The organism is Rhizobium leguminosarum bv. trifolii WSM2297, assembly GCF_000271845.1.
This window is the reverse complement of sequence record NZ_JH719393.1, coordinates 1,285,249-1,307,522: the sequence shown is the minus strand read 5'-3', so window position 1 is coordinate 1,307,522 and position 22,274 is coordinate 1,285,249. Positions and strand designations below refer to the sequence as shown.

Genomic DNA, 22,274 nt, shown 5'->3' with positions numbered 1-22,274 from the left:
CATGGAAAAAACCTGGAACAACAAAGCCTGGTTTCTGGTTCTGCCGGTCCTCGTGCTGGTGGCGTTCTCAGCTGTCATTCCCTTGATGACGGTCGTGAATTATTCCGTCCAGGACACTTTCGGAAACAACCAGTTCTTCTGGAACGGAACGGATTGGTTTACCGAAATCCTGCATTCCGACCGGTTCTGGGCCGCCCTGCAGCGAAACCTGATTTTTTCGTTGATCATTCTCGCTCTTGAGATTCCGCTCGGTATCTTCATTGCGCTCAACATGCCGAAATCAGGCATCGGCGTGCCGGTGTGCCTGGTTCTGATGGCACTGCCACTGCTGATCCCGTGGAACGTTGTCGGCACGATCTGGCAGGTGTTCGGCCGCAACGACATTGGGTTGTTCGGCTATTATATCAATGCCATCGGCTTCGATTACAACTATGTGCAGGATCCGCTCGACGCCTGGGTCACGATCATCATCATGGATGTCTGGCACTGGACGAGCCTGGTCGTCTTGCTCTGCTATGCCGGCCTCGTTTCCATTCCGGATGCTTTTTATCAGGCAGCCAAGATCGACGGTGCGTCCCGTTGGGCGGTGTTCCGCTATATCCAGCTGCCGAAGATGAAGCGTGTTCTTCTGATCGCCGTGCTGCTGCGTTTCATGGATAGTTTCATGATCTACACCGAACCGTTTGTCGTCACGGGCGGCGGTCCGGGCAACTCGACCACTTTCCTGTCGATCGATCTGGTCAAGACCGCGCTCGGACAGTTCGACCTCGGTCCGGCCGCTGCCATGTCGCTGATTTATTTCCTGATCATCCTGCTGCTTTCGTGGGTGTTCTACACCGTCATGACAAGCCACGACGCGGAGAATTGAAATGAGCGCCTCCAACGAAACGACAGCGAGCCGAAAGATCTCAGGCGTTACCAGTGTCGCAAGCGGTCTCTCCTCCGATGAAGTCAGCCGTCTGATGCGCCGGCGCGGCGAGGAATCGCGGTGGTGGTGGCTGGTTCCGACGATCTATATCATCGTGCTCCTGCTGCCGATCTATTGGCTCGTCAACATGAGCTTCAAGACCAACGCGGAAATCGTCAATTCTCTGACGCTTTATCCTCATAACCCGACAATCGCTAATTACGTGACGATCTTCACGGAGAAGGCGTGGTATTCCGGCTATATCAATTCCATCACCTATGTCGTCATGAACATGGTGATCTCGGTGGCAGCGGCGCTGCCGGCGGCCTATGCCTTCTCCCGGTATCGGTTCCTCGGCGACAAGCACCTGTTCTTCTGGTTGCTGACGAACCGGATGGCGCCGCCGGCAGTTTTTGCCCTGCCGTTCTTCCAGCTCTACTCGGCCTTTGGACTGATCGACACGCATATCGCGGTGGCGCTTGCCCACTGCTTGTTCAACGTGCCGCTGGCGGTCTGGATCCTTGAAGGCTTCATGTCCGGGGTGCCGAAGGAAATCGACGAGACGGCCTATATCGATGGCTACTCGTTCCCGCGGTTTTTCCTGAAGATATTCACGCCGCTGATTGCGAGCGGCATAGGTGTCGCCTGCTTCTTCTGCTTCATGTTCTCCTGGGTCGAGCTGCTGATCGCACGAACGCTGACGACGACAGACGCGAAGCCGATCGCTGCCACCATGACCCGTACCGTCTCTGCATCCGGCATGGATTGGGGTCTGCTGGCCGCCGCAGGTGTTCTGACCTTGATCCCGGGGGCGCTGGTGATCTGGTTTGTGCGTAATTACATCGCCAAGGGCTTCGCCCTGGGGAGGGTTTGATGAGCTTTTCGCTTCCCGATTTTTCATGGATGGCGTGGACGTGGCCGACGGCTGCTTTCTTCATCGTCATCGTATTGCTGCTGATTGGTATGGGGGCATGGGAGTATGCCGTGCCGGGCGGCAATCCGCGGATCGGAATCCTGCGCTTCGAGACGACGCGCGGGGACCGGCTTTTCCTTTCGCTGCTCGGCAGCGCCTTTATCCATCTTGCCTGGCTCGGTCTCGTTGGATCAAGCCTCTGGTGGGCTCTTGCTCTCTCCGTTGTCTACGCCGTCGGCGTATTCCGTTACGTGTGAGCAAACTGATGCAGATGGCCGGGGGTTTCTGGCCGCCTGATACGTGAAGACTGCAATCGCAAACCCTGGGAGGATATCATGCGAAGGCATTTATTGACGACGACAGCAGCGGTACTGCTGGCCATGACCGGGTCGGCCTATGCCGGCATGGACGAGGCAAAGACGTTCCTGGATAAAGAGATCGGCGACGTGTCGACGCTCTCTCGCGCTGACCAGGAAAAGGAAATGCAGTGGTTCATCGATGCTGCAAAGCCCCTCCAGGGGATGGACATCAAGGTTGTTTCTGAAACCTTGACCACTCACCAGTACGAGTCCCAGGTGCTGGCTCCGGCCTTTACGGCAATCACCGGGATCAAGGTCACGCACGACGTCATTCAGGAAGGTGACGTTGTCGAGAAGATCCAGACCCAGATGCAGACCGGTCAGAACCTTTATGACGGCTGGGTCAACGACTCCGACTTGATCGGTACGCATTGGCGTTATCAGCAGGTGCGCAACCTGACCGACTGGATGGCCGGCGAAGGCAAGGACGTTACCAACCCCGGCCTCGATATCGACGACTTCATTGGCACCAAGTTTACCACGGCACCGGACAAGAAGCTTTATCAACTTCCCGACCAGCAGTTCGCCAACCTCTACTGGTTCCGCTACGACTGGTTCAACGACGAGAAGAACAAGGCCGATTTCAAGGCAAAATACGGCTACGATCTCGGCGTTCCGGTCAACTGGTCGGCCTATGAGGACATTGCCGAATTCTTTACCGGCCGCGATGTGAACGGCAAGAAGGTCTTCGGCCATATGGACTACGGCAAGAAGGACCCGTCGCTCGGCTGGCGCTTCACCGATGCCTGGTTGTCGATGGCCGGCAACGGCGACAAGGGCCTGCCGAACGGTCTTCCGGTCGATGAATGGGGCATCAAGGTCGACGAGAAGTCGCGCCCGGTCGGATCATGCGTTGCCCGTGGTGGTGACACCAACGGCCCAGCGTCCGTCTACTCGATCCAGAAGTATCTCGATTGGTTGAAGGCCTATGCTCCGCCGGAAGCTCAGGGCATGACCTTCTCGGAATCCGGTCCGGTGCCGGCACAGGGTAACGTCGCGCAGCAAATCTTCTGGTACACCGCATTTACCGCAGACATGGTCAAGCCTGGCCTGCCTGTCATGAATGAAGACGGGACGCCGAAATGGCGCATGGCGCCGAGCCCGCATGGCGTTTACTGGAAAGACGGCATGAAGCTCGGTTATCAGGACGTCGGTTCCTGGACGCTGATGAAATCGACGCCGACGGATCGCGCGAAAGCCGCCTGGCTCTATGCACAGTTCGTGACTTCCAAGACGGTCGACGTGAAGAAGAGCCAGCTCGGTCTTACCTTCATCCGCGAATCCACCATTCGCGACAAGAGCTTTACGGAGCGCGCTCCGAAGCTCGGCGGTCTGATCGAGTTCTATCGTTCGCCGGCTCGTGTTCAGTGGTCGCCAACCGGCACCAACGTTCCCGATTATCCGAAGCTGGCTCAGCTTTGGTGGCAGGCTATCGGTGACGCCGCTGCCGGCGCCAAGACGCCGCAGGAAGCCATGGATTCTCTTTGCGGCGAGCAGGAGAAGGTCATGGGTCGCATCGAGAAATCGGGCGTCCAGGGCGATATCGGACCGAAACTCGCCGAAGAGCATGATCTCGACTACTGGAACAAGGATGCTGTTGCAAAGGGCAATCTTGCGCCGCAGCTGAAGATCGAGAACGAGAAGGAAAAGCCGGTCACGGTCAACTACGACGAACTCGTCAAGAGCTGGCAGTCGAAGTAAGGCGGACCTTGGCCGGAGGCAACGAGACTTCCGGCCACCACATCTAGCCACCGGCATCCAGCCGGTGGCACCCACAATCTTTCTCTCATGAAACGTCCGAGTCCTGCCGACCAACTGCAGGCTGAGCGATTTCGTGCGAGCCGGAGACGGATATGAGCGGCTATATTCTTTCAATCGACCAGGGCACGACGTCGTCGCGCGCGATCATTTTCGATGGTGACATGAAAATGGCCGGCTCGGCGCAGACGGAGATCACCCAATATTATCCGCAGCCCGGATGGGTTGAACATGACGCCGCCGAAATCTGGCAGTCGGTTGTCGACACTGCGCGCAAGGCGATCACTGACGCCGGTCTTGATGCCGCCGACATTGCCGCGATCGGCATCACCAATCAGCGCGAAACAGCTGTCGTCTGGGACCGCAGCTCAGGAACGCCGCTTCACCGCGCGATCGTCTGGCAGGATAGGCGCACGGCCGAAATGTGCGAGAGTCTGAAGGCCGACGGATATGAGAAGCTGTTCAGCGCCAAGACCGGCCTGCTGCTCGATCCCTACTTCTCCGGAACCAAGCTGCGCTGGCTGCTCGACAATGTAGGAGGCCTGCGGGAGAAGGCAGAGGCGGGCGAGGTCTGCTTCGGCACGATCGACAGCTGGCTGATCTACAGGCTGACGGATGGTCGCGTGCATGCCACCGATGCGACCAATGCTTCGCGAACGCTGCTCTACAACATCGATGACGGCGCCTGGGACGAAGAGCTTCTCGGCATTCTTGGCATTCCTTCTGCCATGCTTCCGGAGGTCAAGGAATGCGCCGACGATTTCGGCCGCGTTGACAAGGCTCTGCTGGGTGCCGAGCTTCCGATCCTCGGCGTTGCCGGTGACCAGCAGGCGGCCGCCGTCGGCAATGCCTGCTTCGATCCCGGCATGATGAAATCCACTTATGGCACCGGCTGCTTCGCCCTCTTGAACACTGGCAAGGACCGTGTTTCCTCCTCCAACCGGATGCTGACGACCATTGCCTGCCGCCTCGACGGCGAGACGACCTATGCGCTCGAGGGTTCGATCTTTATCGCCGGTGCCGCAGTGCAATGGCTGCGCGACGGCCTCGGCATCATCGATCAGGCGTCGCAGGCTGGGGTGCTTGCGGCCAAGGCCGATCCCGAACAGCAGGTCTATATCGTCCCGGCCTTCACCGGCCTTGGCGCGCCCTATTGGGATCCGGCTGCACGCGGCGCGATCTTCGGCCTGACTAGAAACAGCGGGCCGGCGGAATTTGCCCGCGCCGTGCTCGAATCCGTCGCCTATCAGACGCTCGACCTGCTGGTGGCGATGAAGAAGGACTGGGGCGTCAACCAGCTGGAAACCGTGCTGCGCGTCGATGGCGGTATGGCGGCTTCTGACTGGACGATGCAGTGCCTGGCCGACATGACCGGAAATCCCGTCGACCGCTCGGCGATCCGCGAGACGACGGCGCTGGGAGCCGCCTGGCTTGCCGGCTCGAAAGCCGGCATCTGGCCCGGCAAGCAGGATTTCGCCAAAGCCTGGGCCTGCGACCGCCGCTTCAGTCCCTCGATGGAGGAGACCGAGCGCCAGGCGAAAATCATCGGCTGGAAGAATGCCGTCTCGCGAATGATTTCCGACGCCTCAGTGGGCTGACACGTATCCTCGCTACGGCTTCCTCTTATGCGCTGCCGGCGGCCTTCCTGTTGAGGAAGCTCAGCGCGAGCACGGCGAAGATCAGTGTTCCCGTGCCGACCTGCTGCCAGTAGAAGTTCAGATCGGTGAGCAGCAGCCCGTTGGCGACGATGCTGAGCAGCAGCGCGCCGAGAACGGTCCCGCCGACGTTCGGCCGCCCGAGTGGGCTGAGCGTCGTGCCGATGAAGGTGGCGCCGATGGCGTTCAGCAGAAAGGCATTGCCCGAGGAGGGGATGTAGGTGGTGACCGTCGCAGTCAGGATCAGGCCGGCGATTGCCGCGATCAACCCGACCAGAATGAAGGTCACGGCGACATGGGCTGGTGCGGCAATGCCGGAATAGCGCACGACGCCCGGCTGGATGCCGATCGACAGAATGACGCGGCCGAACCGGGTGCGGGCAAAAACGACCGCGGCGGCGGTGATGACGACAGTAGCAACGGCAAGCGGCACCGGAAAGCCGGCGATGGCGCCGTGGCCGAGAAAACGGAAGGCTTCCGGCACGCCGTTCGGCGGAAGATAGACCGGATTGCCGCCATTGGTCAGCAATTGCTGGACGCTGCGGCCGATGAACAGCGTGCCGAGCGTGGCGAGGAATGGCGACACGCCGATCCCGGAAATCAAAAGCGCGTTGAAGGCGCCGACGAACGCCCCGGCCGCCAGCCCCGCGAGTGCGGCGATCGCCACCGGCTGGCCGGCAAGCACCAGCGAGACGAAGGCGAAACTGGCAAAATCCATCGCGGTTCCCACCGAGAGATCGATGCCACCCGATGCGACGGCAAAGGTCATGGCGATAGACACGATGGCAAGCAGCGTGAAATTATTGACCAGGATGCTTTGCAGGTTCGCAGGCGTCATGAAGGTCGGCGTTGCCACGGAAAAGGCGGCAAAGACCGCGACCAAAGCCAGGATCAGCCCATAGCGCACCAGGCCGCCGGCGATAAGACGCGGCAAGCCGATGGATGCGGGGCTCGGGGTCTGGAGCGACATGATCAGGCCTCCTGTCGGCGCAACAGCGTGGTCGCGGAGACCACGATCAGAATAAGCACGCCCTGGACACCGCTGACCAGCGTGCTCGAAATGTTCAGCAGCTGGAAACCGTTGATGAGGAAGCCGACCAGCAGAGCTGACAGCAGCGTCCCGGGGACCGTCGGAACCAGCCGGCGCGAAAAGACCGAGCCGAGCAGGGCGGTCACGACGACGGGCAACAGCATCTCGCCGGAGCCGGTCGTGCTGCCGCTCAGATAGGAAACGGAGAGGATACCGGCGATGCCACCGGTGACGCCGCTGGCGACGAAGGCGCCGGCGAGCAGGCGGCGAAGCGGCAGACCGGCCGCTCGCGCCGCGTCCGGAAACTCACCGACGGCATAAAGGCGCAGGCCGAGCGGGGTGTGCTGGACGACCGCTGCTGTGATCGCCGTGAAACCCAGGAGCACATAGGCGAGAACAGGAATGCCGAAAGCGTCCGAGGCCGAAAGCAAGGAGAGGAAGGGCGTGGAGGCGGGCAGGACGGTATTTCCGGTCAGCACCAATTCAAGGCCAGCGACGATATTCATCACGGCGAGCGTGGCGAGCAGCGGCACGATGCCGGCATAGACGACGGCAATGGCATTGACCGTGCCGATCAGTGTGCCGGTCAGGATCGCCGCTGCAATTGCTGTCACATCGCCATAGCCGAGTTGCATCACGCTCGCATAGACGGCGGCGCTGAGGCCCATATTGGCGGCCACCGACAGATCGATACCACCGGTGACGACATTGGAGCCGCCGGCAATCAGCACGACCGTCAGCCCGATGGCCAACACGCCCGAGATGGCGGATTGACCGAGCACATTGCCGATATTGCCGATGCTGAGGAAATAGGGTGCGGTCAGCGAGAAGATGATGAGGATGACGGCAAAGGTGACCAGCGATCCGAAACGCAATGCCGTCGCGCCAATATTGCCGGCCGGGCGGTGAGGCGGTTCTGCGGCTGAAAAGCCGGAAGGCGCAAATTCCACTTCAGCCGACATGGCGTTGTCTCTCCGATGATCCCGTCGATTGAGCCAGCACGGCATCCGCAGTGGTCTCCGACGAGATGAATTCCCGCACCACGCGCCCGCGGAAGAGCACCAGGATGCGATCGGTGATGCCGACGAGTTCGGGCAGATCCGAAGACAGCACGATGACGCCGGCGCCGCGCGCCGCGAGTTCGCCGATCAGCGTATAGATCTCGACCTTGGAGCCGATATCGACGCCGACCGTCGGCTCGTCGAGGAGATAGACCTCCGAATGGCGGCTCAGCCATTTGGCGATGGCCACCTTCTGCTGGTTGCCGCCTGAAAGCGTGCGCAGCAAAGCGTCGCGTCCGTTGGTTTTCACCTGAAGCCGGGTGATCAGGGCATCGACCTCGCGCCGCTCGCGTTTGCGATCGAGAAAGCCGAACCGCGTGAAGCGGCCAAGGCTGGAAAGGCTGGTATTTTCTCCAACGCTGAGGTCGAGTGCGACGCCGTGGCGACGTCGATCTTCCGGCACCAGCGCGATCTCGTGGCCGGCAGCCTGCCTCGGATTGGCAAAACGGACAGGTTTGCCGTTGATCTCGATGCGGCCGGACGCTGGTGTCTCCAGACCGAAGAGGGTGCGCACCAGCTCCTTGGCGCCGGAGCCGAGCAGGCCGGTGAGTCCGAGCACCTCGCCGCGGCGGAGCGTGAAACTGATGTGGCTGTATTTTCCCGGCGCCGACAGCTGCTCGACCTTCAGGATTTCTTCGCCCGGGGTGACTTCAGGCTTCGGAAACATGTCCTTGATGCCGCGTTCGACCATCAGCCGGGCAATCGCTGCGGCAGAGGTCTCGCCGATCGGCACGGAGCCAACGTCCTGTCCGTTGCGCAGAACGGTGACGTGGTCGCAGAGCTCTTCGATTTCGTTGAGATAATGCGAGATATAGATGATGGTGACGCCTTCGTCGCGCAGGCGACGGATCAGCCGGAAGAGGATATCGGCCTCGCGGCGCACCAGTGCAGCCGTCGGTTCGTCGAAGACGAGCACCTTGGGCTGATTGAGGAGCGCACGGGTGATCTGGACGATCTGCTTTTCGGCAGTCGACAATTCGCCGATCAGGGCGGCGTTCGGCAATCGGATGCCGAAATAGTCGTTGAGAATGGCAGAGGCGCGGCGCTGCATCAGACGCCGGTCGAGAAACGGCGTGCCCGCAATGCTGGGTTCCCGGCCGAGAAACAGAGCTTCGCCGACGGTGAAGGTCGACACCAGCAACCGGTCCTGGTGAATGAAGTGGATGCCGAGCTCTTCGGCGAGATGCGGCGTCAACCGGTCGAATGCCTGTCCTTCGATCTCGATCCGGCCGCCATCCGGCCGGTGAAGGCCGGCCAGCAGCTTGATCAGCGTCGACTTGCCGGCGCCATTCTGGCCGACAAGTCCGTGGATGGTTCCGCGCCTGACGATCAGCGACGCACCGGCCAGCGCTTGCGCGCCGCCGAAGTGCTTGACGATGCCTTCGAAGCGGATGATGTCGGCTGCCGTCACCGGCTGCGTTAACGAAATGGCCGTCATGTCGATCTCTCCGGGTGGATAGATTGCGAACGATCCAGTCACGACCGGATCGTTCGTAAGTCTTGTCAGCCGATACCGAGTTTCTTGCTGACTTCGCCGACATTGGTCTTGTTGGCGAGCAGAGCCGGCACATAGGTTTCGCGCGGTAGCGTCTGGCCGGCGAGCAGCTTGGCGACGTTGCGGATGGCAGTGCGGCCGATTTCCGCCGGCTGTTGCGCGACGTCGGCGCCGGCAGGCGAATTCGGATCGGCGATAAGCTGCAGGACCTCAGGGCTGCCGTCGACGCCGTAGGTACGGATCTCGGTCCGACCGGCAGCGGCCAGTGCCTGGGTCGCGCCAAGCTGCGGAATATCCCAGGCCGACCAGATCGCCTTGATCGAACCCTTTTCCGGATATTTGTTGAGGATTGCCGTGATCTGCGTGAAGGCGTCCTGCACCGTGTTCGGGATCACGTCGCGCAATTCCGGCTGGAGGATTTTCACCTTCGGGAAATATTTGACGACATTGACCAGCTGATCGTAGCGGATCGCGCAAGGGGTCACGCCGTAGAAGCCGTTGAAGACAACGATATTGCCTTCGCCGCCGATATCGGAAACGAGCTGCAGCGCCAGATCCTTGCCGATACCCCAATTGTCGGAGGTGGTGTTGTTGATCGAGTTGGTCGAGCCGACATCGACGGTCAGAACCGGGATCCCGGCATCGCGCGCCTTCTTCAGCCAGGGGTCGATAACGCTGAGCGTGCCGAGGATCTGAACGATCGCATCCGGCTTCTGGGCGATCAGCGTCTGCAGCTGCGAAACCAGCTTACCGTCGTTGCGTCCGGCATCGACGGCGATTGGCTCGCCCCCGAGGCGCTTTACCTCTTCGATCTGGGCGTTATAGGCCTGCAGGTCGAAGAAGTGATCTGTGCCGGTCGCGCTGATGGCGATGCGTTTGCCCTTCAGCGACTGCTCGTCGCCGGCTGCAAAAACCGGCTTCAGCCCGACGAGCGATGCACCGGCGACGGCGACCCCGGCCGCGGCGGACAGTTTCAGCAGATCTCGTCTTCCAAGACCGTTTCCAGACGTTTCGATACTCATCGTTCTCTCCAATTAATTATGTCTATAGATTAAATGGATTAAGGCGGATGAATAGGAACGAATTTCCAAAAGAACGATCTCCTGGGAAAAGAGTGGACGGAACGAAAGCTCATCCCTGGCCGCGGTTTGCCGCGACTGGGACCGATTTCGGATGCCCCGACGATCTATCGGATATGTCTACCGCCACTGATCAAGAAGAAGGATGCAGTGCATAATTCTTGCGCACGCGGCCAAATTTGCCGAGGATAAATTCCCGCTAAACCGCGGTGCAGTGTGGCGCGACAGCGGGCGTGAAATCACGATTTAGATGGGCACGATCTGGCTTTATGCTGCGACGTTGATATCGAACGCGAAGCTTGGCTTCCACTTGGCGCGCAACTTGCCTCTCGCCTGCCAGGGAGAGTGAAACAATGCCCGATATCGACCCGACGATTTTCTCAATAAGCCGGCCATCCCTTGGAGGCTACAAGGCCTTCGTTCAGCGCGACATGATCGTCGAGAGCTATCGCAGCGCCGCGGGGCAAATGGTTTCGAGGGGCTCCCTTCATAGAATTTCGATCAATCGAACGGCGCATGGCAAATATGCCTATCGGCTTGGAAGCGGGGCATTCCGCAAAGTTGAGCGGCCGCCGTTCACCCTGGGATTTCAACCCGCCGCCACGGTTCTTGAAGTCGATGGTGATGCGGCGGATTATATCTCGATCTTCCAGTCACCTGCGCTCTACAGCAGCATTGGCGGCTCTCGCTTTGATCCCGAGCATTGGGATAATGATGCACTCAGCGCCACGGCTGATTCGACAACACTGCAGGTCGCGCTCTCCCTTGCATTTGTCGCCGGCAAGACCGAGCGCGACGACCCGCTTTTGATGCAGCACCTGGGGATGGCACTCGCCTGTTGCGTTGTAAAGCTTCTGGGCGCCAAACCTGAAGCCGGCGATCGTCCTCTGACGTCAGACAATCTCCGGCGTGTGATCGACTACATCGAGAGCCTGCTTGGCAAATCCGATCTTAGTGTCGAGGAACTGGCCGGGGTGGCCCATATGAGCCCCTTTCACTTCAGCCGGGAATTCAAACGGGCGGCAGGGATGGCTCCGCATCGCTTCGTCCTGGAACGCAGGATAGAGCGGGCGCGACTTTACCTCGCAGATGGCAAGGAAACGCTCGCAAACATCGCTTACGCCACAGGCTTTTCGAGCCAGGCGCATTTCTCCAGCGTCTTCCGCCGTCTGATAGGGGCGACACCGAAGGAATACCGACGATCGGTCCGTCTTTGAGCCGGCGGCGGCCGATCGCAAATCAGCAATTTTTCGAAAGACAACCGCACGAATTTGAAATCTCTTGAGGCTGCGGTCTGCGAGGCTTCTTCCATCAGGAGGCCTATATGACCGCTTTTGCCCAAGCCAATCCGATTACCGACATCTGCTTTTTGGTCGAGGACATCGACCGGGCGTCGGACTTCTATGTCGAACGGCTTGGCTTCAAACCACGCCGCCGGGCTCCCGGCTTTGCCGATTTCAAAGGAGCGGGTGTGACGCTGGCACTCTGGCAGATCGAGCATATTGCCGAGTTTACCGGCGTCTCGGGCTGTCGCGCGCCCCCAGGCGTGCATAAGGCTTGCGCGGCCATCGAGCTCGCCTCGCCGGAGCAGGTCGATGCTGCTTATGCGGAGCTGAAGGCCGCGGGCGTGCTCTTCCAGGCGCCACCACAGGACTATGTCTGGAACGCAAGATGCTGCTATTTCGCCGATCCCGATGACAATCTCTGGGAAATTTATGCGTGGTCCGCAGGCGGCCCGATCGGCGACATCGACCCGCAACAGCGAGCGTAAGCGGCCCGGCCAGCCGTCCAACAATTCAACAACGGGAAGGCAAGCAAATGAACCGGGATGACAAGAAAATCGTGGTCGATAGGCGCGCTGTCCTGAAGGGAGCCTTTGCCCTTGCTGCTGCGTCGGCGGGGATCAGCGTGTTTGTGCCTCGTCATTCGAACGCCGCCGCATCCAAGGTCGTCATCAAATACGATTGGCTGATGAGCAACGGACAGATCGGCGATATCGTCGCAGTCAAGCAAGGTCTGTTCGAGGCCGAGGGGCTCGACGTCGAGTTTTCTCCTGGCGGTCCCAATTCGGCAACGGTGCCGCCCGTGATTACGGGTGATGCGCAGCTCGGCCAATTCTCCGATTCGGCACAGCTTCTTCTTGCCCGGTCATCAGGCGTGCCGATCAAGATCTTCGCCTGCGGTTTCCGCATGGCGCCTTTCGCCTTTTATTCACTGCCCAAGGCGCCGATCCGCACTGTCAAGGATATGGTCGGCAAGCGCATCGGCAAGCCGACGGCCCGTTACGTGCTTGATGCTATCCTGCTGAAGAACAATATCGATCCCTCGAGCCTAACCATCGCCAATATCGGCTTCGACATGACGCCGCTGATGACCGGCCAGGTCGATGCGGTGACCGGATGGATCACCAACACGCAGGCCCTTTCCATCATCGGCCCCGACCGCATCGATCTGATGATGAAGGATACAGGCCTGCCCTCCTACGCGAACGTCTATTTTGCCACCGACGATGCGGTGAGCGGCCATGCGGAGACGCTGGCAAAGGTGCTGCGTGCCGTCGCCAAGGGCTGGGCCTGGACGCATGAACATCCTGAAGAGGCGGTCAAATTGATGGTGGAGGCGTATCCGCAGCTCGACCTTGCCGTGGAGCTGAAGACAGTACCGCGGATATTGTCGCTGAGCTTCGACGCAGCGACCGGTAAGGATGGCTGGGGCAGCTTCGATCCGGCCGCTCTTGCCGAGCAGATTTCGGTCTACGACAAGATCGGCCAGTTCAAGAGCGGCGCGCCGAAGCTGGAGGACTGCTATACGACCAGGATCCTGGACATGACGGCAGACGACCGTCCGAAGATTGCGTGAGAGAGCGGATTTGCCCGAAGCAGTGGCTATCGAAACCAAGGATCTGGCTATCGGCTATGCCGGCGCCGCCGAGACGACCCGCATTCTGTCCGGCGTCGACATCAGCGTCGGCAGGGGCGAATTTCTGACCATTCTGGGTCCTTCCGGCTGCGGCAAGTCGACCTTCCTGCGTGCGGTGGCGGATCTTCTCCCGCCGCTTGACGGGCAGCTGTCGGTGCTCGGCGGGACAGCGTCGGAGGCGCGCCGGCGGCGCGAAGTCGCCTTCGTCTTTCAGGACGCAACGCTGTTGCCCTGGCGGACCGTGAGGGAGAATGTCGAGCTGCCGCTGCAGGTGGGGAAGAAGAATGTCTCGCGATCGGTGGATGCGCGGCCCGACCATTGGATCGAGCTGGTCGGCCTGTCGCATCTGGCCGACCGGTATCCGCATCAACTGTCAGGGGGCCAGCGCCAGCGCGTCGCCATAGCGCGGGCGCTTCAATGCGAGCCGGATATCCTGCTCATGGACGAGCCCTTCGGTGCGCTCGACGAGATAACCCGCGAGCGACTGAACGACGAGCTTCTGGAGGTCTGGCGCCGCACCGGCACGACCATCCTGTTCGTCACCCATAGTGTTGTCGAGGCGATCTATCTCGGCGGACGCGTGCTGGTCCTGGCGGCCAATCCGGGCCGCGTCCAGGCGCTCATCGACCTTACGCCGCTGAAAGACGAGCGCGGGCTCTGTCGGCGCGAGAGCCTGGATGTCCAGGAGACCGCAGCCCATCTACGCCAATTGCTCCAGCAGGGGAGTTCGGCTGCATGAGGCATCGTCCGCTGTCCCTTGCCGAGGCCCTCGGCCTTCCTGTTATTGGCGCCCTTTCGCTGCTCCTTGCCTGGCAATGGCTCGTGCCGGCGCTGGGTATTCCCAGCTATATCGTCCCGACGCCGCTGGCGATCCTGCGTACGCTTGCAAGCGAATGGCGCTTCCTGCTGTCGAACGCCATTCCGACATGGGGCGAGGCGGGCCTCGGTTTCCTGTTGGGCAATAGTCTCGCTGTGATCCTGGCGGTTGCCTTCGTCTATAATCCGCGGTTCCAAGCCGCCTATTTCCCCGTTGTCCTGCTGTTCAATACGATTCCGGTGCTTGCGCTCGCGCCGATCATTATCCTCATCTTCGGCCTCGGCATGCTTCCGAAAGTCATCATCGCTGCTCTCATCTGCTTCTTCCCAACCTTGGTGAATACCGCCCGGGGCCTCAATCTGGCGACTGCGAGCGAGCTCGACCTGATGCATGTGCTTTCGGCGAGCGGCTGGGAGACGTTCTGGCGCCTGCGCGCTCCACGGTCGGCCCCATTGCTCTTTGCGTCGCTGCGCATTTCCGCAACCACCTGTGTGATCGGCGCGATCGTCGGGGAGTGGATCGGCTCGAACCAGGGGCTGGGCGCTGTCATCATCCAGTCGACATTCAATTATCAGGCCGAAAGGCTTTTTGCCGCGGTCGTACTTGCCTCTTTCTCCGGCATCATTTTTTTTGCGGGTGTGGCCCAGATCGAAAGGGTTTTCCGTCGGCTGCAGCTGGGGCCAAGCTGAAAAGCGTTCAATGCGGTCAACACATCTCTATGATTCTAGCTCGTCGTCTGGGGTGCCGTTGGCGACCAGGTCGAGACGTTCGGTGCAGAAGCCGACGTCGATGCAGGTTCCGAGCGGATTGACGATGTTGCCGATCTCGACGCCATGCTTGTAATCCGCCTCCCTCGGCAAGCAAGCAAAGGATGCTCTTGATCGCCGGCCCACTTGAGACCAAATATAACCTCAAGTGATTGGGGCCATTGTCATGATGGGATTTGCTGCCGTTGCCGACGTTCTGGGGCTACCCTCCACGGAGCCGGCGTCGCGCTCGGCCTTCGGGCTGCTCTCCAGCATTGAGGCGGGACTGCCGGTCAAGGCGCTTGACCGCATGGCGCTGCTTCTGGCGCCGAGCGACGCCCAGTTCAAATACCGGCTCGTTCCCAAGGCCACCTATGAGCGGCGCAAGGCCAAGCATCGGCTCTCTTCCGACGAGGGCGTAAGGCTCGCCCGTCTCGCGCGCGTCTGGGGCCTGGCGCTCGATGTCTGGCAGGCCGAGGCCGAGGCGCGTGATTTCCTGTTTCGTCCGCATGCGATGCTGGAGGACAGGCGGCCGATCGATGTCGTCATCCAGAGCGAGATCGGCGGCGAGCTCGTGCTTGATATCCTTGGAAGCCTGAAATACGGCAGCGCTGCGTGAGCGCACAGCTTCTCGACTGCACGCTGATATCCGTCCGTTTCGGTGATCCCGCCGGAACCTACCCGATCTTCGATGCCACCGGCTCGACCATCGCGCCGGGGCGGTGGAATACGTAGGGCAGCCCGATCATCTATACGAGCGAGCACTATTCGACTGCGCTGCTCGAAAAGCTCGTCCACGGCAGCGGCAGCCTGCCGCCCAACCAGCATTACGTCACGATCACCATACCGCGCGGGCTCAGCTACGAGGTCTTGTCAGAGCCGGCGCTCTCAGGCTGGGACGGCATGCCGGCTGGGGTCAGCAAGGCTTTCGGCGAAAAGTGGTGCCAGGAGAAGCGCAGCGCCATCCTGCTGGTGCCAAGCGTCGTCGCCCGCGTCGACCGTAACGTGCTGATCAATCCGGCCCACCCGGAATTCTCATCGATCACGGTCAGCCTCCCCCAGCCGGTCTTCTGGGATCGCCGCCTGTTCGGCCTGTGATGGGCTCGGCCGTTTAGGCCGAGGTTGCCGCATCGGCCCGGAACCGGTCTCGGCGAGCGGCTATCCGATGATTTCTTTGAAGCTGTCTGGACGGGTCGTTGCTGAGCCGGAGCCGGCAGCGTCCGAACCTCATCATCATTTGCTAAGATAAGGTGGTGCGTATCTATGACGCAGTGCAGTGCAATTGACTTGTCGAACTTGGAGATGTAGATCCTGTTCATTTTTTAAAAGACAAGTAGAATATATGCATCATCTCGGTGAAGTTGTACTACGGCGACAACAAGAAAAGTTGATTAGATCGGTAAGGAAATTTATTAGTAGGGGACAGCCCTACATTATAATGGATTTTCCATCAAACAAAGATCCTGGCCATCATGCAAGTTGGTTGGGATTGGCAAAGGTATTGTGGGAGGTAACGGGGCGTCTACCGGTGCTTACCGGTAGCTCTCTTGAAAGTATTAACCAAATAAAAGCCGCTCCCGGCGACGCTCCAATCTTCATTTGCGGGTGGGCGGACTTCGGAGATGCACGGATCGGCAGAGATGATATTCGTTACCGTTTGGCGTGCAAATATCCGGATCGAACCATCATTCAGATGCCTCAAACAATCGATTTCGCGAACGACGCACTGATGGAGTACGCGAAGCGTACGATTGGTAGGCATCGCAAATTTTTCTTCATGACCCGCGATGAGCGGAGTTTCGAACTGGCAAAAGCGAACTTCGATTGCGATGTCGAGGCGGGGCCGGATACGGCATTCGGGATCGAGCTGCTTAAACCGTTCGAAGCTGATCCTCTCCGGGTATTATACGTCATGCAGCCCTCCGGAGAGGACGACGTTGATATCGCTGAAGCCCGAGCGATCGTTGAGGGACCCCTTACCAATTGGATCAACGGTCCGGATAATTTGTCGCACCTGCACAAGTCGAGTGTCGTCAAGGCAGCCATGCGGCGCGGCTTTAGCCGTCCCGAGATGGTTGCCCAGCATCACGAGGATGTCGCTGCTCGGTATGTCGATTATGGCGTGAAGATGCTGTCCGGCGCGCAACGGATAATCACCAACCGTTTACATGGTCATATTCTTTGTCTTTTGCTCAATAAACCGCATGTCGCGGTTGCGAGAAGCGGAAGCAAGCTGCACGACTTCATCAGCAGCTGGAGTAGCGACGCTCTCCTGGTGGAGCAAGCGACAAATGCCAATGAGCTTTTGGCGGCCATGTCCCGCCTTCCGTATGAGATGAACGGCGCTTGGTACAAGTCTAGCAGACCGATCGATCTGCGTCCCGGTCTTCCTGCCCCAGACCTCGTCCCTCATCCCTCTATCGTTTGATTGTCCGTAGGAGTTCAGTTTTGTCGGTTGCACGAGACGATGATATTCTATTCAGCCATGTCAATAAGAACCGATCGGCCGCAGCCGTAACGGGTGCCTTTTGGTCGGCGATGAGTACGCTCATCCCGACGGTCCTCACCTTCGCAGTTTTCGTGGTGACGTCCCGCGTTCTCCAGCCTCAGGATTTCGGTCTTGTCGCCCTGGCATTCAGTATCGTGTCATTTGCAGGTAGTTTTGGACCGACTGCATTTGGTGAAGCAATCATACAGAGAGCCGAAATAAGGCGTAGCCACCTCGATACCATCTTCGCACTTTCCCTTGCCTTCTCGTTTTTGATCTATGGAGTGCTGTGTATCGCCGCCTCGCCAATCGCGGCATACGTGGGGCATAAGGAAGTCACCTCCCTTATCTACATCATGGGGCTGAAGGTCTTCTTCGATTTCACGGCCGTCGTTCCGAATGCGATTGTCAATAGAAAGATGTCATTCCACCTGGTGGCGGTCCGTACCGTGATAGCCACGATCACTTCTGCTTGCATTTGCCTTGTATTGGTTCTGGCGGGCTTCGGCTTGTGGGCGCTCGCGATTGCACAGATCGCGGCCACAGCGGCATCCTGCGGCGCTGCATTCTGGGGTGCTGGCTGGTCGCCCGGCCTTCACTTAAAGAGAGAAAGCCTGAACGACCTTCTTCACTATGGCTTTTTCGCTTCTGGCACTCGGTTTTTACAGACCATGAGCTTGGACAACCTGATCATCGGCGTGCTCTTGAGCCCATCGGCACTCGGTATCTATAACTTTTCGAAGCGCTTGTTCGATATGATCAATAACGTTATTGCGGGGGGCTTAACATCTGTCACGCACGTCTTGCTTTCCTCCTTGCGAAGCGATCCGAAGAAAGTTCGAGAAGCATTCCTGATGGCCACGTTTGGCTGCTCTCTGGTTTCGTATCCGGTATTCATTGGCCTTGCCGCAGTCGCCGGTGATGCGATCACCACCATTTTCGGCGCGCATTGGATCGAGGCCGTTTGGCCAGTTCGTTTCTACTGCGTCATAGGGTTGATGGCTGGGATCGGCTACGTGCAGGCATCCTTGATAAAGAGCCAAGGGGAGATGGATTGGTGGTTTTACTACCAGGTGGCACGCAATCTGCTCACGCTCGTGACCATCGCAGTTCTTTATCCTTACGGCGTCACAACCATTGTTTTCGCCATTATGATCGAAGTTCTGTTGTTTTGGCCGATCACCAGCTGGAAGGTTTCGCGGCATATAGAGTTGAGCGTCGGGGCCTATCTGATGCAATTCCTTCGGCCAAGTCTGGCATGTGCGGGAATGGTTGCTGTCGTTTTGCTCCTGCACGAACCGCTCGTTCATTGGTCGCCTTATCCACGGTTGGCCGTGGAAATCGTTGCGGGCGGGATGGCGTATTGCTGCCTGATATTTGCCCTTTGCAGGGCTCGTTTGAACGTCTTGATCGGCAGCATAAAGCAGGTACGGCAGCGCAAGAAAAATAAGGACGCAATTGTAGACACTATCGCCCAGCAATCGTGATATCGGGCGCTCCTGCGCAGCGACCTGTGCAGCGGTTCAAGCCGACCGCTGCGCACGCCCCTCAGATAAAGTGTCATAGGATGATCGATAGATGACCAGTCTCGACCGCGATTATGCGCCATCGGCAATCGACAACGCGGGAGTCTCGATTTCCGACCGTAGCCGCTACTATTCGCTCGATGCGATGCGCGGCTTTGCCGCCATTTGTGTTGTCGCTACACATTTCCAAGAGAGATACGCCCCGTCAGCCTATCTCGCAGTCGACTTTTTCTTCGTTCTCAGCGGGTTTATTATCGCCGACATTTACGGAAAAAGGCTTTCGCGCGGTCTGCCATTCCAGTCGTTCATGACGGCACGAATCAAGCGTCTTTATCCGCTCTATCTGATCGGAATTTTGGTTGGTCTCGTCCAGATCATTCTGCTGACAAGCTGGGGGCTGCGAGGTCAAAGTGTCATTGACCTGCTGGTGTCGACAGTTGCTAATGGGGCTTTTCTGCCCAGCCCGATGTATTTCCTTCAAGCCAACTCGATGCAGGGGATGTTTCCAATCAACGGCCCAGCGTGGTCGATGTTCTGGGAACTGTTGGTGAACATACTCTTCGCATTGTGGCTGTTTCGGCTCTCCATCCGCGCCCTTTGCCTCGTTGCCTTGGTCTCAGCTGCGCTATTGGTTTGTGTCGGTCTTCACTACGGTCTGTTGAATATTGGCTGGGAGTGGCCTTCCGCGGTCGGGGGACTGCCAAGGGTGATGTTTTCATTTACGGCAGGGGTTGTGATCAGCCGTTTATTCGGTGGCATGCCGGCCTGGAGAAAGGGTTGGATCGCCTTGGTGCCATGCCTGCTTCTGATGATCTGCATCGCGGCGCCGGTTCCGTCCGTGCTGCGGCCTTACTATGATTTGATGTTCGCGATGGCCTTGGCGCCGCTCATTGTGATGCTTGGCCTCTTTTTGGAAATGCCTGCCAAATTAGAGGCGTTGGCGACGTGGGTCGGGTATATCTCCTACCCCGTCTACATCTTGCACCGAGGTGTGATCGGTGTATTCAAGCCGGTTGCCGGGTCGATCGGGGTGAATGGCCCTCTCGCTTTCTTCGTGCTTCTGAGCGCAGTCGTCTGTTTCGCTTATGTAACTGCTCGTTTCGTAGACAAAATTATCGCTGTCCGGACCCGCCCAGCTCACTGACATCCCGCCGCGGCGAGCGCGCCATCAGCCGGGCATAGGCGATGGCCGACAACATGTTGACGTGGTTCGCCTTTCCCGTGCCGGCGATGTCGAAGGCGGTGCCGTGATCGACAGAGACGCGGTCGATCGGCAGGCCGAGCGAGACGTTGACCGCCGTCTCGAAGGCGACGAGCTTGATGGGGATATGGCCCTGGTCATGATACTGGGCGATAACCAGATCGAAGGCGCCGTTATAGGCGCGGGCGAAAACCGTATCGGCCGAGATCGGTCCGACGACGTCGATGCCCTTTGCCTGCGCCTGCTCCACGGCGGGTACCAGGAATTCCGTGTCCTCGGTGCCGAACAGGCCATTTTCGCCGCAATGCGGATTGAGTCCGGCAACGGCGATGCGAGCCTTTTTGCCAAGGCGCAGGAAATGCCTGTGGCCGGCTTCGATGGTGGCCAGCACCCGTTCGGTCTTGGCGCGTTCGATTGCACCTTTCAGGGAGATGTGGGTCGACACATGGATAGTGTTCAGCCGCTCGGAGGCAAGCAGCATGAAGGAACTCTTCGAACCGGTGAGATGGGCGAGAAGCCCGGTGTGGCCGTCATGGTGATGGCCGGCAAGGTTCATCGCCTCCTTGTTGATCGGCGCGGTGACGATCACATCGGCTTCACCCGACATGGCAAGATCGACGGCACGGGTGATATAGCGCACCGAGGCGTCGCCGGCGACGGGGCTGACCTTGCCGATCTCCGGCAGAGCGGCGCCGAGCAGAACTTCGTCGACGGCAATCCTGTCATCGCCGCCGGCATCGGCAGGCGCGAATTTCAGGCCGGTGCCGCAGACGCGATCGGCGCGCTCCAGCGCTTCGACATTGCCGACGATGACGAAATCGCGGCGCTCTTCGCTCGGAAGGGCCGCCAGGGCCTTGACGATCACTTCGGGGCCGACGCCGGAGGGATCGCCGAGCGTCACCGCGACTTTCGCATTCCTGTCCATCATCAAAATCCCTTCTAGAACGCAGCTGTGTAGATCGAGCGAATGTCGGCGCGCGTGAGATCGCGCGGATTGTTATCGAGCAGACGGCGAATGGCAAAGGCGTCGTCGGCCATGGCGTCGAGATCGCTTTCCGGCACACCGAGCCCGGAAAGCTTCATCTCGATCCCGAGGGCGGCGCAGAAAGCGTAAGCCGCATCGAAGACGGATGCTGTTTCCTCCGAAGTCTGACGCCCAAGCGCTTGCATCACTGCTTTCGTCTTTTCCGGGGCCGACGGCGCGTTGAAGGCGAGCACATGCGGGAAGATCAGCGCATTCGCAGCACCATGTGCCACATGCCAGCGCGTGCCGAGGGGATAGGCAAGCGCATGGCCGCCGGCGGTATTGACCGGGCCGAGGCAGAAGCCGCCGTAAAGCGATGCGAGCGACAGGCCAGCGCGTGCCTCCGCATCGTTGCCGTCTTTGACGGCGCGGGCGAGATATTTGCCGACCAGCCGCGTTCCCTCGATCGCATAGATATCGACCATCGGATGGGCCTTGCGGTTGGTGAAGGCCTCGACGCAATGAGCCATCGCGTCGATGCCGGTGGCAGCTGTGGTGCGGGCCGGCACGGTGAAGGTCAGGGCCGGATCGATGACAGCGATGTCGGCCAGCATGTGCAGACTTTCGACGGCAAGCTTCGCCATCGTCTTGGGATCGGTGACGAGCGCGCGGATGCCGGCCTCGCTGCCGGTGCCCGAGGTCGTCGGCACCTGGGCGAGCGCCACCTTGCGCGGCCCATGCACCTTGTTCGGGCCGACAACGTCATGCAGGGTCTGCGCCGAGCCGGCAAGAACTGCGGCAAGTTTTGCCAGATCCATGGCGCTGCCGCCGCCGAAGCCGACGATCAGTTCGGCGTTGGCGCCATTGGCCGCCGCCAGGACTTTTTCGAGGTTGGCGGTATCCGGCTCCGGCGTCACTTCAGAAAAGACGGTGACTTCGCCCGTGAGTTCCAGCACATCGATGCGCGATGCGTTGAAAGCATCGGAGATGACAAGCGTGCGCCGATAGCCTTGGTCTGCAGCCCATTTACCGAGCTTTCCCGCCGTGCCGATGCCGAATTCAATTAGATGCGGCCGGACGATCGTAATTGGCGAATCCAAGCTGGCCATGAACCAGTCCTCCCTGCAAGACCTTGCGGCGATATCGTCTCTCTTTAATGTAAAGTTGTAAGATCAATGTCAAGCCAGCATTCCAGGACAGCGAAATTTTTAGAGCCCAACATGTCCGCCGAATACGCTTTCAAAGCGGTGCCACGTTCCAATATCCCGTTGAAATTCAAATAAATATGATAAATTCAACGATGTAAATCGGCATTCCGAACACGGAGTATAGTGTCATCGCTGCGCCGGCGACGAA

21 protein-coding genes and 1 pseudogene are annotated in these 22,274 nt (G+C 59.5%); 15 read left to right on the top strand and 7 right to left on the bottom strand.

Going from position 1 to position 22,274, the window contains the following annotated elements; genetic code table 11:
- The first annotated feature begins 1 nt into the window (after window position 1).
- The 5 genes from RLEG4DRAFT_RS60375 (at window position 2) to glpK (ending at window position 5,535) form a co-directional block, all read left to right on the top strand.
- Window positions 2-868 (top strand): carbohydrate ABC transporter permease, encoded by an 867-nt coding sequence (locus RLEG4DRAFT_RS60375; RefSeq protein ID WP_003571814.1) that lies wholly within the window; start codon window positions 2-4, stop codon window positions 866-868.
- Window position 869: 1 nt separating this feature from the next.
- Window positions 870-1,781, top strand: a complete 912-nt coding sequence (locus RLEG4DRAFT_RS60370) for a carbohydrate ABC transporter permease (protein WP_003576675.1) — start codon at window positions 870-872, stop codon at window positions 1,779-1,781.
- Complete coding sequence (locus RLEG4DRAFT_RS60365; protein ID WP_003576676.1) at window positions 1,781-2,077, top strand: DUF2160 domain-containing protein; 297 nt, start codon at window positions 1,781-1,783, stop codon at window positions 2,075-2,077. Before RLEG4DRAFT_RS60370 ends, RLEG4DRAFT_RS60365 begins: the two co-directional genes overlap by 1 nt.
- Before the next feature lie 78 nt (window positions 2,078-2,155).
- Window positions 2,156-3,880 (top strand): ABC transporter substrate-binding protein, encoded by a 1,725-nt coding sequence (locus RLEG4DRAFT_RS60360; RefSeq protein WP_003571810.1) that lies wholly within the window; start codon window positions 2,156-2,158, stop codon window positions 3,878-3,880.
- A gap of 152 nt (window positions 3,881-4,032) precedes the next feature.
- A complete protein-coding gene (gene glpK / locus RLEG4DRAFT_RS60355) occupies window positions 4,033-5,535 on the top strand; it encodes a glycerol kinase GlpK (RefSeq protein ID WP_003576677.1) in 1,503 nt (500 codons plus the stop codon).
- 25 nt (window positions 5,536-5,560) lie between these two features.
- Here the strand turns inward: glpK and RLEG4DRAFT_RS60350 are convergent, their stop codons facing one another.
- The 4 genes from RLEG4DRAFT_RS60350 to RLEG4DRAFT_RS60335 form a co-directional block, all read right to left on the bottom strand.
- Window positions 5,561-6,562: an ABC transporter permease gene (locus RLEG4DRAFT_RS60350; protein WP_003576678.1), complete on the bottom strand. Its 1,002-nt coding sequence runs from the start codon at window positions 6,560-6,562 to the stop codon at window positions 5,561-5,563.
- 2 nt (window positions 6,563-6,564) lie between these two features.
- Window positions 6,565-7,584 (bottom strand): ABC transporter permease, encoded by a 1,020-nt coding sequence (locus RLEG4DRAFT_RS60345; RefSeq protein ID WP_003576679.1) that lies wholly within the window; start codon window positions 7,582-7,584, stop codon window positions 6,565-6,567.
- Window positions 7,574-9,121, bottom strand: coding sequence for a sugar ABC transporter ATP-binding protein (locus RLEG4DRAFT_RS60340; RefSeq protein WP_003576681.1), 1,548 nt, complete (start codon window positions 9,119-9,121; stop codon window positions 7,574-7,576). Before RLEG4DRAFT_RS60340 ends, RLEG4DRAFT_RS60345 begins: the two co-directional genes overlap by 11 nt.
- A gap of 65 nt (window positions 9,122-9,186) precedes the next feature.
- On the bottom strand, window positions 9,187-10,200 hold the full coding sequence (locus tag RLEG4DRAFT_RS60335) for a sugar ABC transporter substrate-binding protein (protein ID WP_003576683.1): 1,014 nt from the start codon (window positions 10,198-10,200) through the stop codon (window positions 9,187-9,189).
- 410 nt (window positions 10,201-10,610) lie between these two features.
- Between RLEG4DRAFT_RS60335 and RLEG4DRAFT_RS60330 the strand changes: the two genes are divergently transcribed.
- The 5 genes from RLEG4DRAFT_RS60330 (at window position 10,611) to RLEG4DRAFT_RS60310 (ending at window position 14,682) form a co-directional block, all read left to right on the top strand.
- Entirely contained in the window at window positions 10,611-11,474 is an 864-nt protein-coding gene (locus tag RLEG4DRAFT_RS60330; protein WP_003576684.1) for a helix-turn-helix domain-containing protein, read from the top strand.
- Window positions 11,475-11,581: 107 nt separating this feature from the next.
- On the top strand, window positions 11,582-12,028 hold the full coding sequence (locus RLEG4DRAFT_RS60325) for a VOC family protein (RefSeq protein ID WP_003576686.1): 447 nt from the start codon (window positions 11,582-11,584) through the stop codon (window positions 12,026-12,028).
- Window positions 12,029-12,075: 47 nt separating this feature from the next.
- Window positions 12,076-13,116 (top strand): ABC transporter substrate-binding protein, encoded by a 1,041-nt coding sequence (locus RLEG4DRAFT_RS60320; protein WP_003576688.1) that lies wholly within the window; start codon window positions 12,076-12,078, stop codon window positions 13,114-13,116.
- A 10-nt stretch (window positions 13,117-13,126) separates the two neighbouring features.
- The gene (locus RLEG4DRAFT_RS60315; protein ID WP_003576690.1) at window positions 13,127-13,915 is read left to right on the top strand and encodes an ABC transporter ATP-binding protein; all 789 of its coding nucleotides are present in this window, start codon (window positions 13,127-13,129) and stop codon (window positions 13,913-13,915) included.
- Window positions 13,912-14,682 carry an ABC transporter permease gene (locus RLEG4DRAFT_RS60310; protein WP_003576692.1) on the top strand — a complete coding sequence of 257 codons (771 nt, stop codon included), beginning with the start codon at window positions 13,912-13,914 and terminating at the stop codon, window positions 14,680-14,682. Before RLEG4DRAFT_RS60315 ends, RLEG4DRAFT_RS60310 begins: the two co-directional genes overlap by 4 nt.
- Before the next feature lie 27 nt (window positions 14,683-14,709).
- On the opposite strand, the gene RLEG4DRAFT_RS60305 is transcribed toward RLEG4DRAFT_RS60310, so the two are convergent.
- Window positions 14,710-14,853, bottom strand: a complete 144-nt coding sequence (locus RLEG4DRAFT_RS60305; protein WP_171898176.1) for a hypothetical protein — start codon at window positions 14,851-14,853, stop codon at window positions 14,710-14,712.
- A 73-nt stretch (window positions 14,854-14,926) separates the two neighbouring features.
- On the opposite strand from RLEG4DRAFT_RS60305, the gene RLEG4DRAFT_RS60300 reads away from it, so the two are divergent.
- From RLEG4DRAFT_RS60300 to RLEG4DRAFT_RS60280, 5 genes and pseudogenes are all read left to right on the top strand, one after another.
- Window positions 14,927-15,358, top strand: a complete 432-nt coding sequence (locus RLEG4DRAFT_RS60300) for an antitoxin Xre-like helix-turn-helix domain-containing protein (RefSeq protein WP_003576694.1) — start codon at window positions 14,927-14,929, stop codon at window positions 15,356-15,358.
- Window positions 15,355-15,837, top strand: a pseudogene (locus tag RLEG4DRAFT_RS60295) (RES family NAD+ phosphorylase). The gene RLEG4DRAFT_RS60300 and the pseudogene RLEG4DRAFT_RS60295 overlap by 4 nt, the downstream one beginning before the upstream one ends.
- 244 nt (window positions 15,838-16,081) lie before the next feature.
- Window positions 16,082-17,167: a polysaccharide pyruvyl transferase family protein gene (locus RLEG4DRAFT_RS60290; protein ID WP_003576698.1), complete on the top strand. Its 1,086-nt coding sequence runs from the start codon at window positions 16,082-16,084 to the stop codon at window positions 17,165-17,167.
- Between the two features lie 20 nt (window positions 17,168-17,187).
- Entirely contained in the window at window positions 17,188-18,714 is a 1,527-nt protein-coding gene (locus RLEG4DRAFT_RS60285; RefSeq protein WP_003576700.1) for a lipopolysaccharide biosynthesis protein, read from the top strand.
- A gap of 91 nt (window positions 18,715-18,805) precedes the next feature.
- Window positions 18,806-19,897 carry an acyltransferase family protein gene (locus tag RLEG4DRAFT_RS60280; protein ID WP_003576702.1) on the top strand — a complete coding sequence of 364 codons (1,092 nt, stop codon included), beginning with the start codon at window positions 18,806-18,808 and terminating at the stop codon, window positions 19,895-19,897.
- Here the strand turns inward: RLEG4DRAFT_RS60280 and pdxA are convergent.
- Window positions 19,866-20,879, bottom strand: coding sequence for a 4-hydroxythreonine-4-phosphate dehydrogenase PdxA (gene pdxA, locus RLEG4DRAFT_RS60275; RefSeq protein WP_037093339.1), 1,014 nt, complete (start codon window positions 20,877-20,879; stop codon window positions 19,866-19,868). The two genes, RLEG4DRAFT_RS60280 and pdxA, sit on opposite strands and share 32 nt — an antisense overlap.
- 14 nt (window positions 20,880-20,893) lie before the next feature.
- Window positions 20,894-22,027, bottom strand: coding sequence for an iron-containing alcohol dehydrogenase (locus RLEG4DRAFT_RS60270; RefSeq protein WP_003576707.1), 1,134 nt, complete (start codon window positions 22,025-22,027; stop codon window positions 20,894-20,896).
- Between the last annotated feature and the right edge of the window lie 247 nt (window positions 22,028-22,274).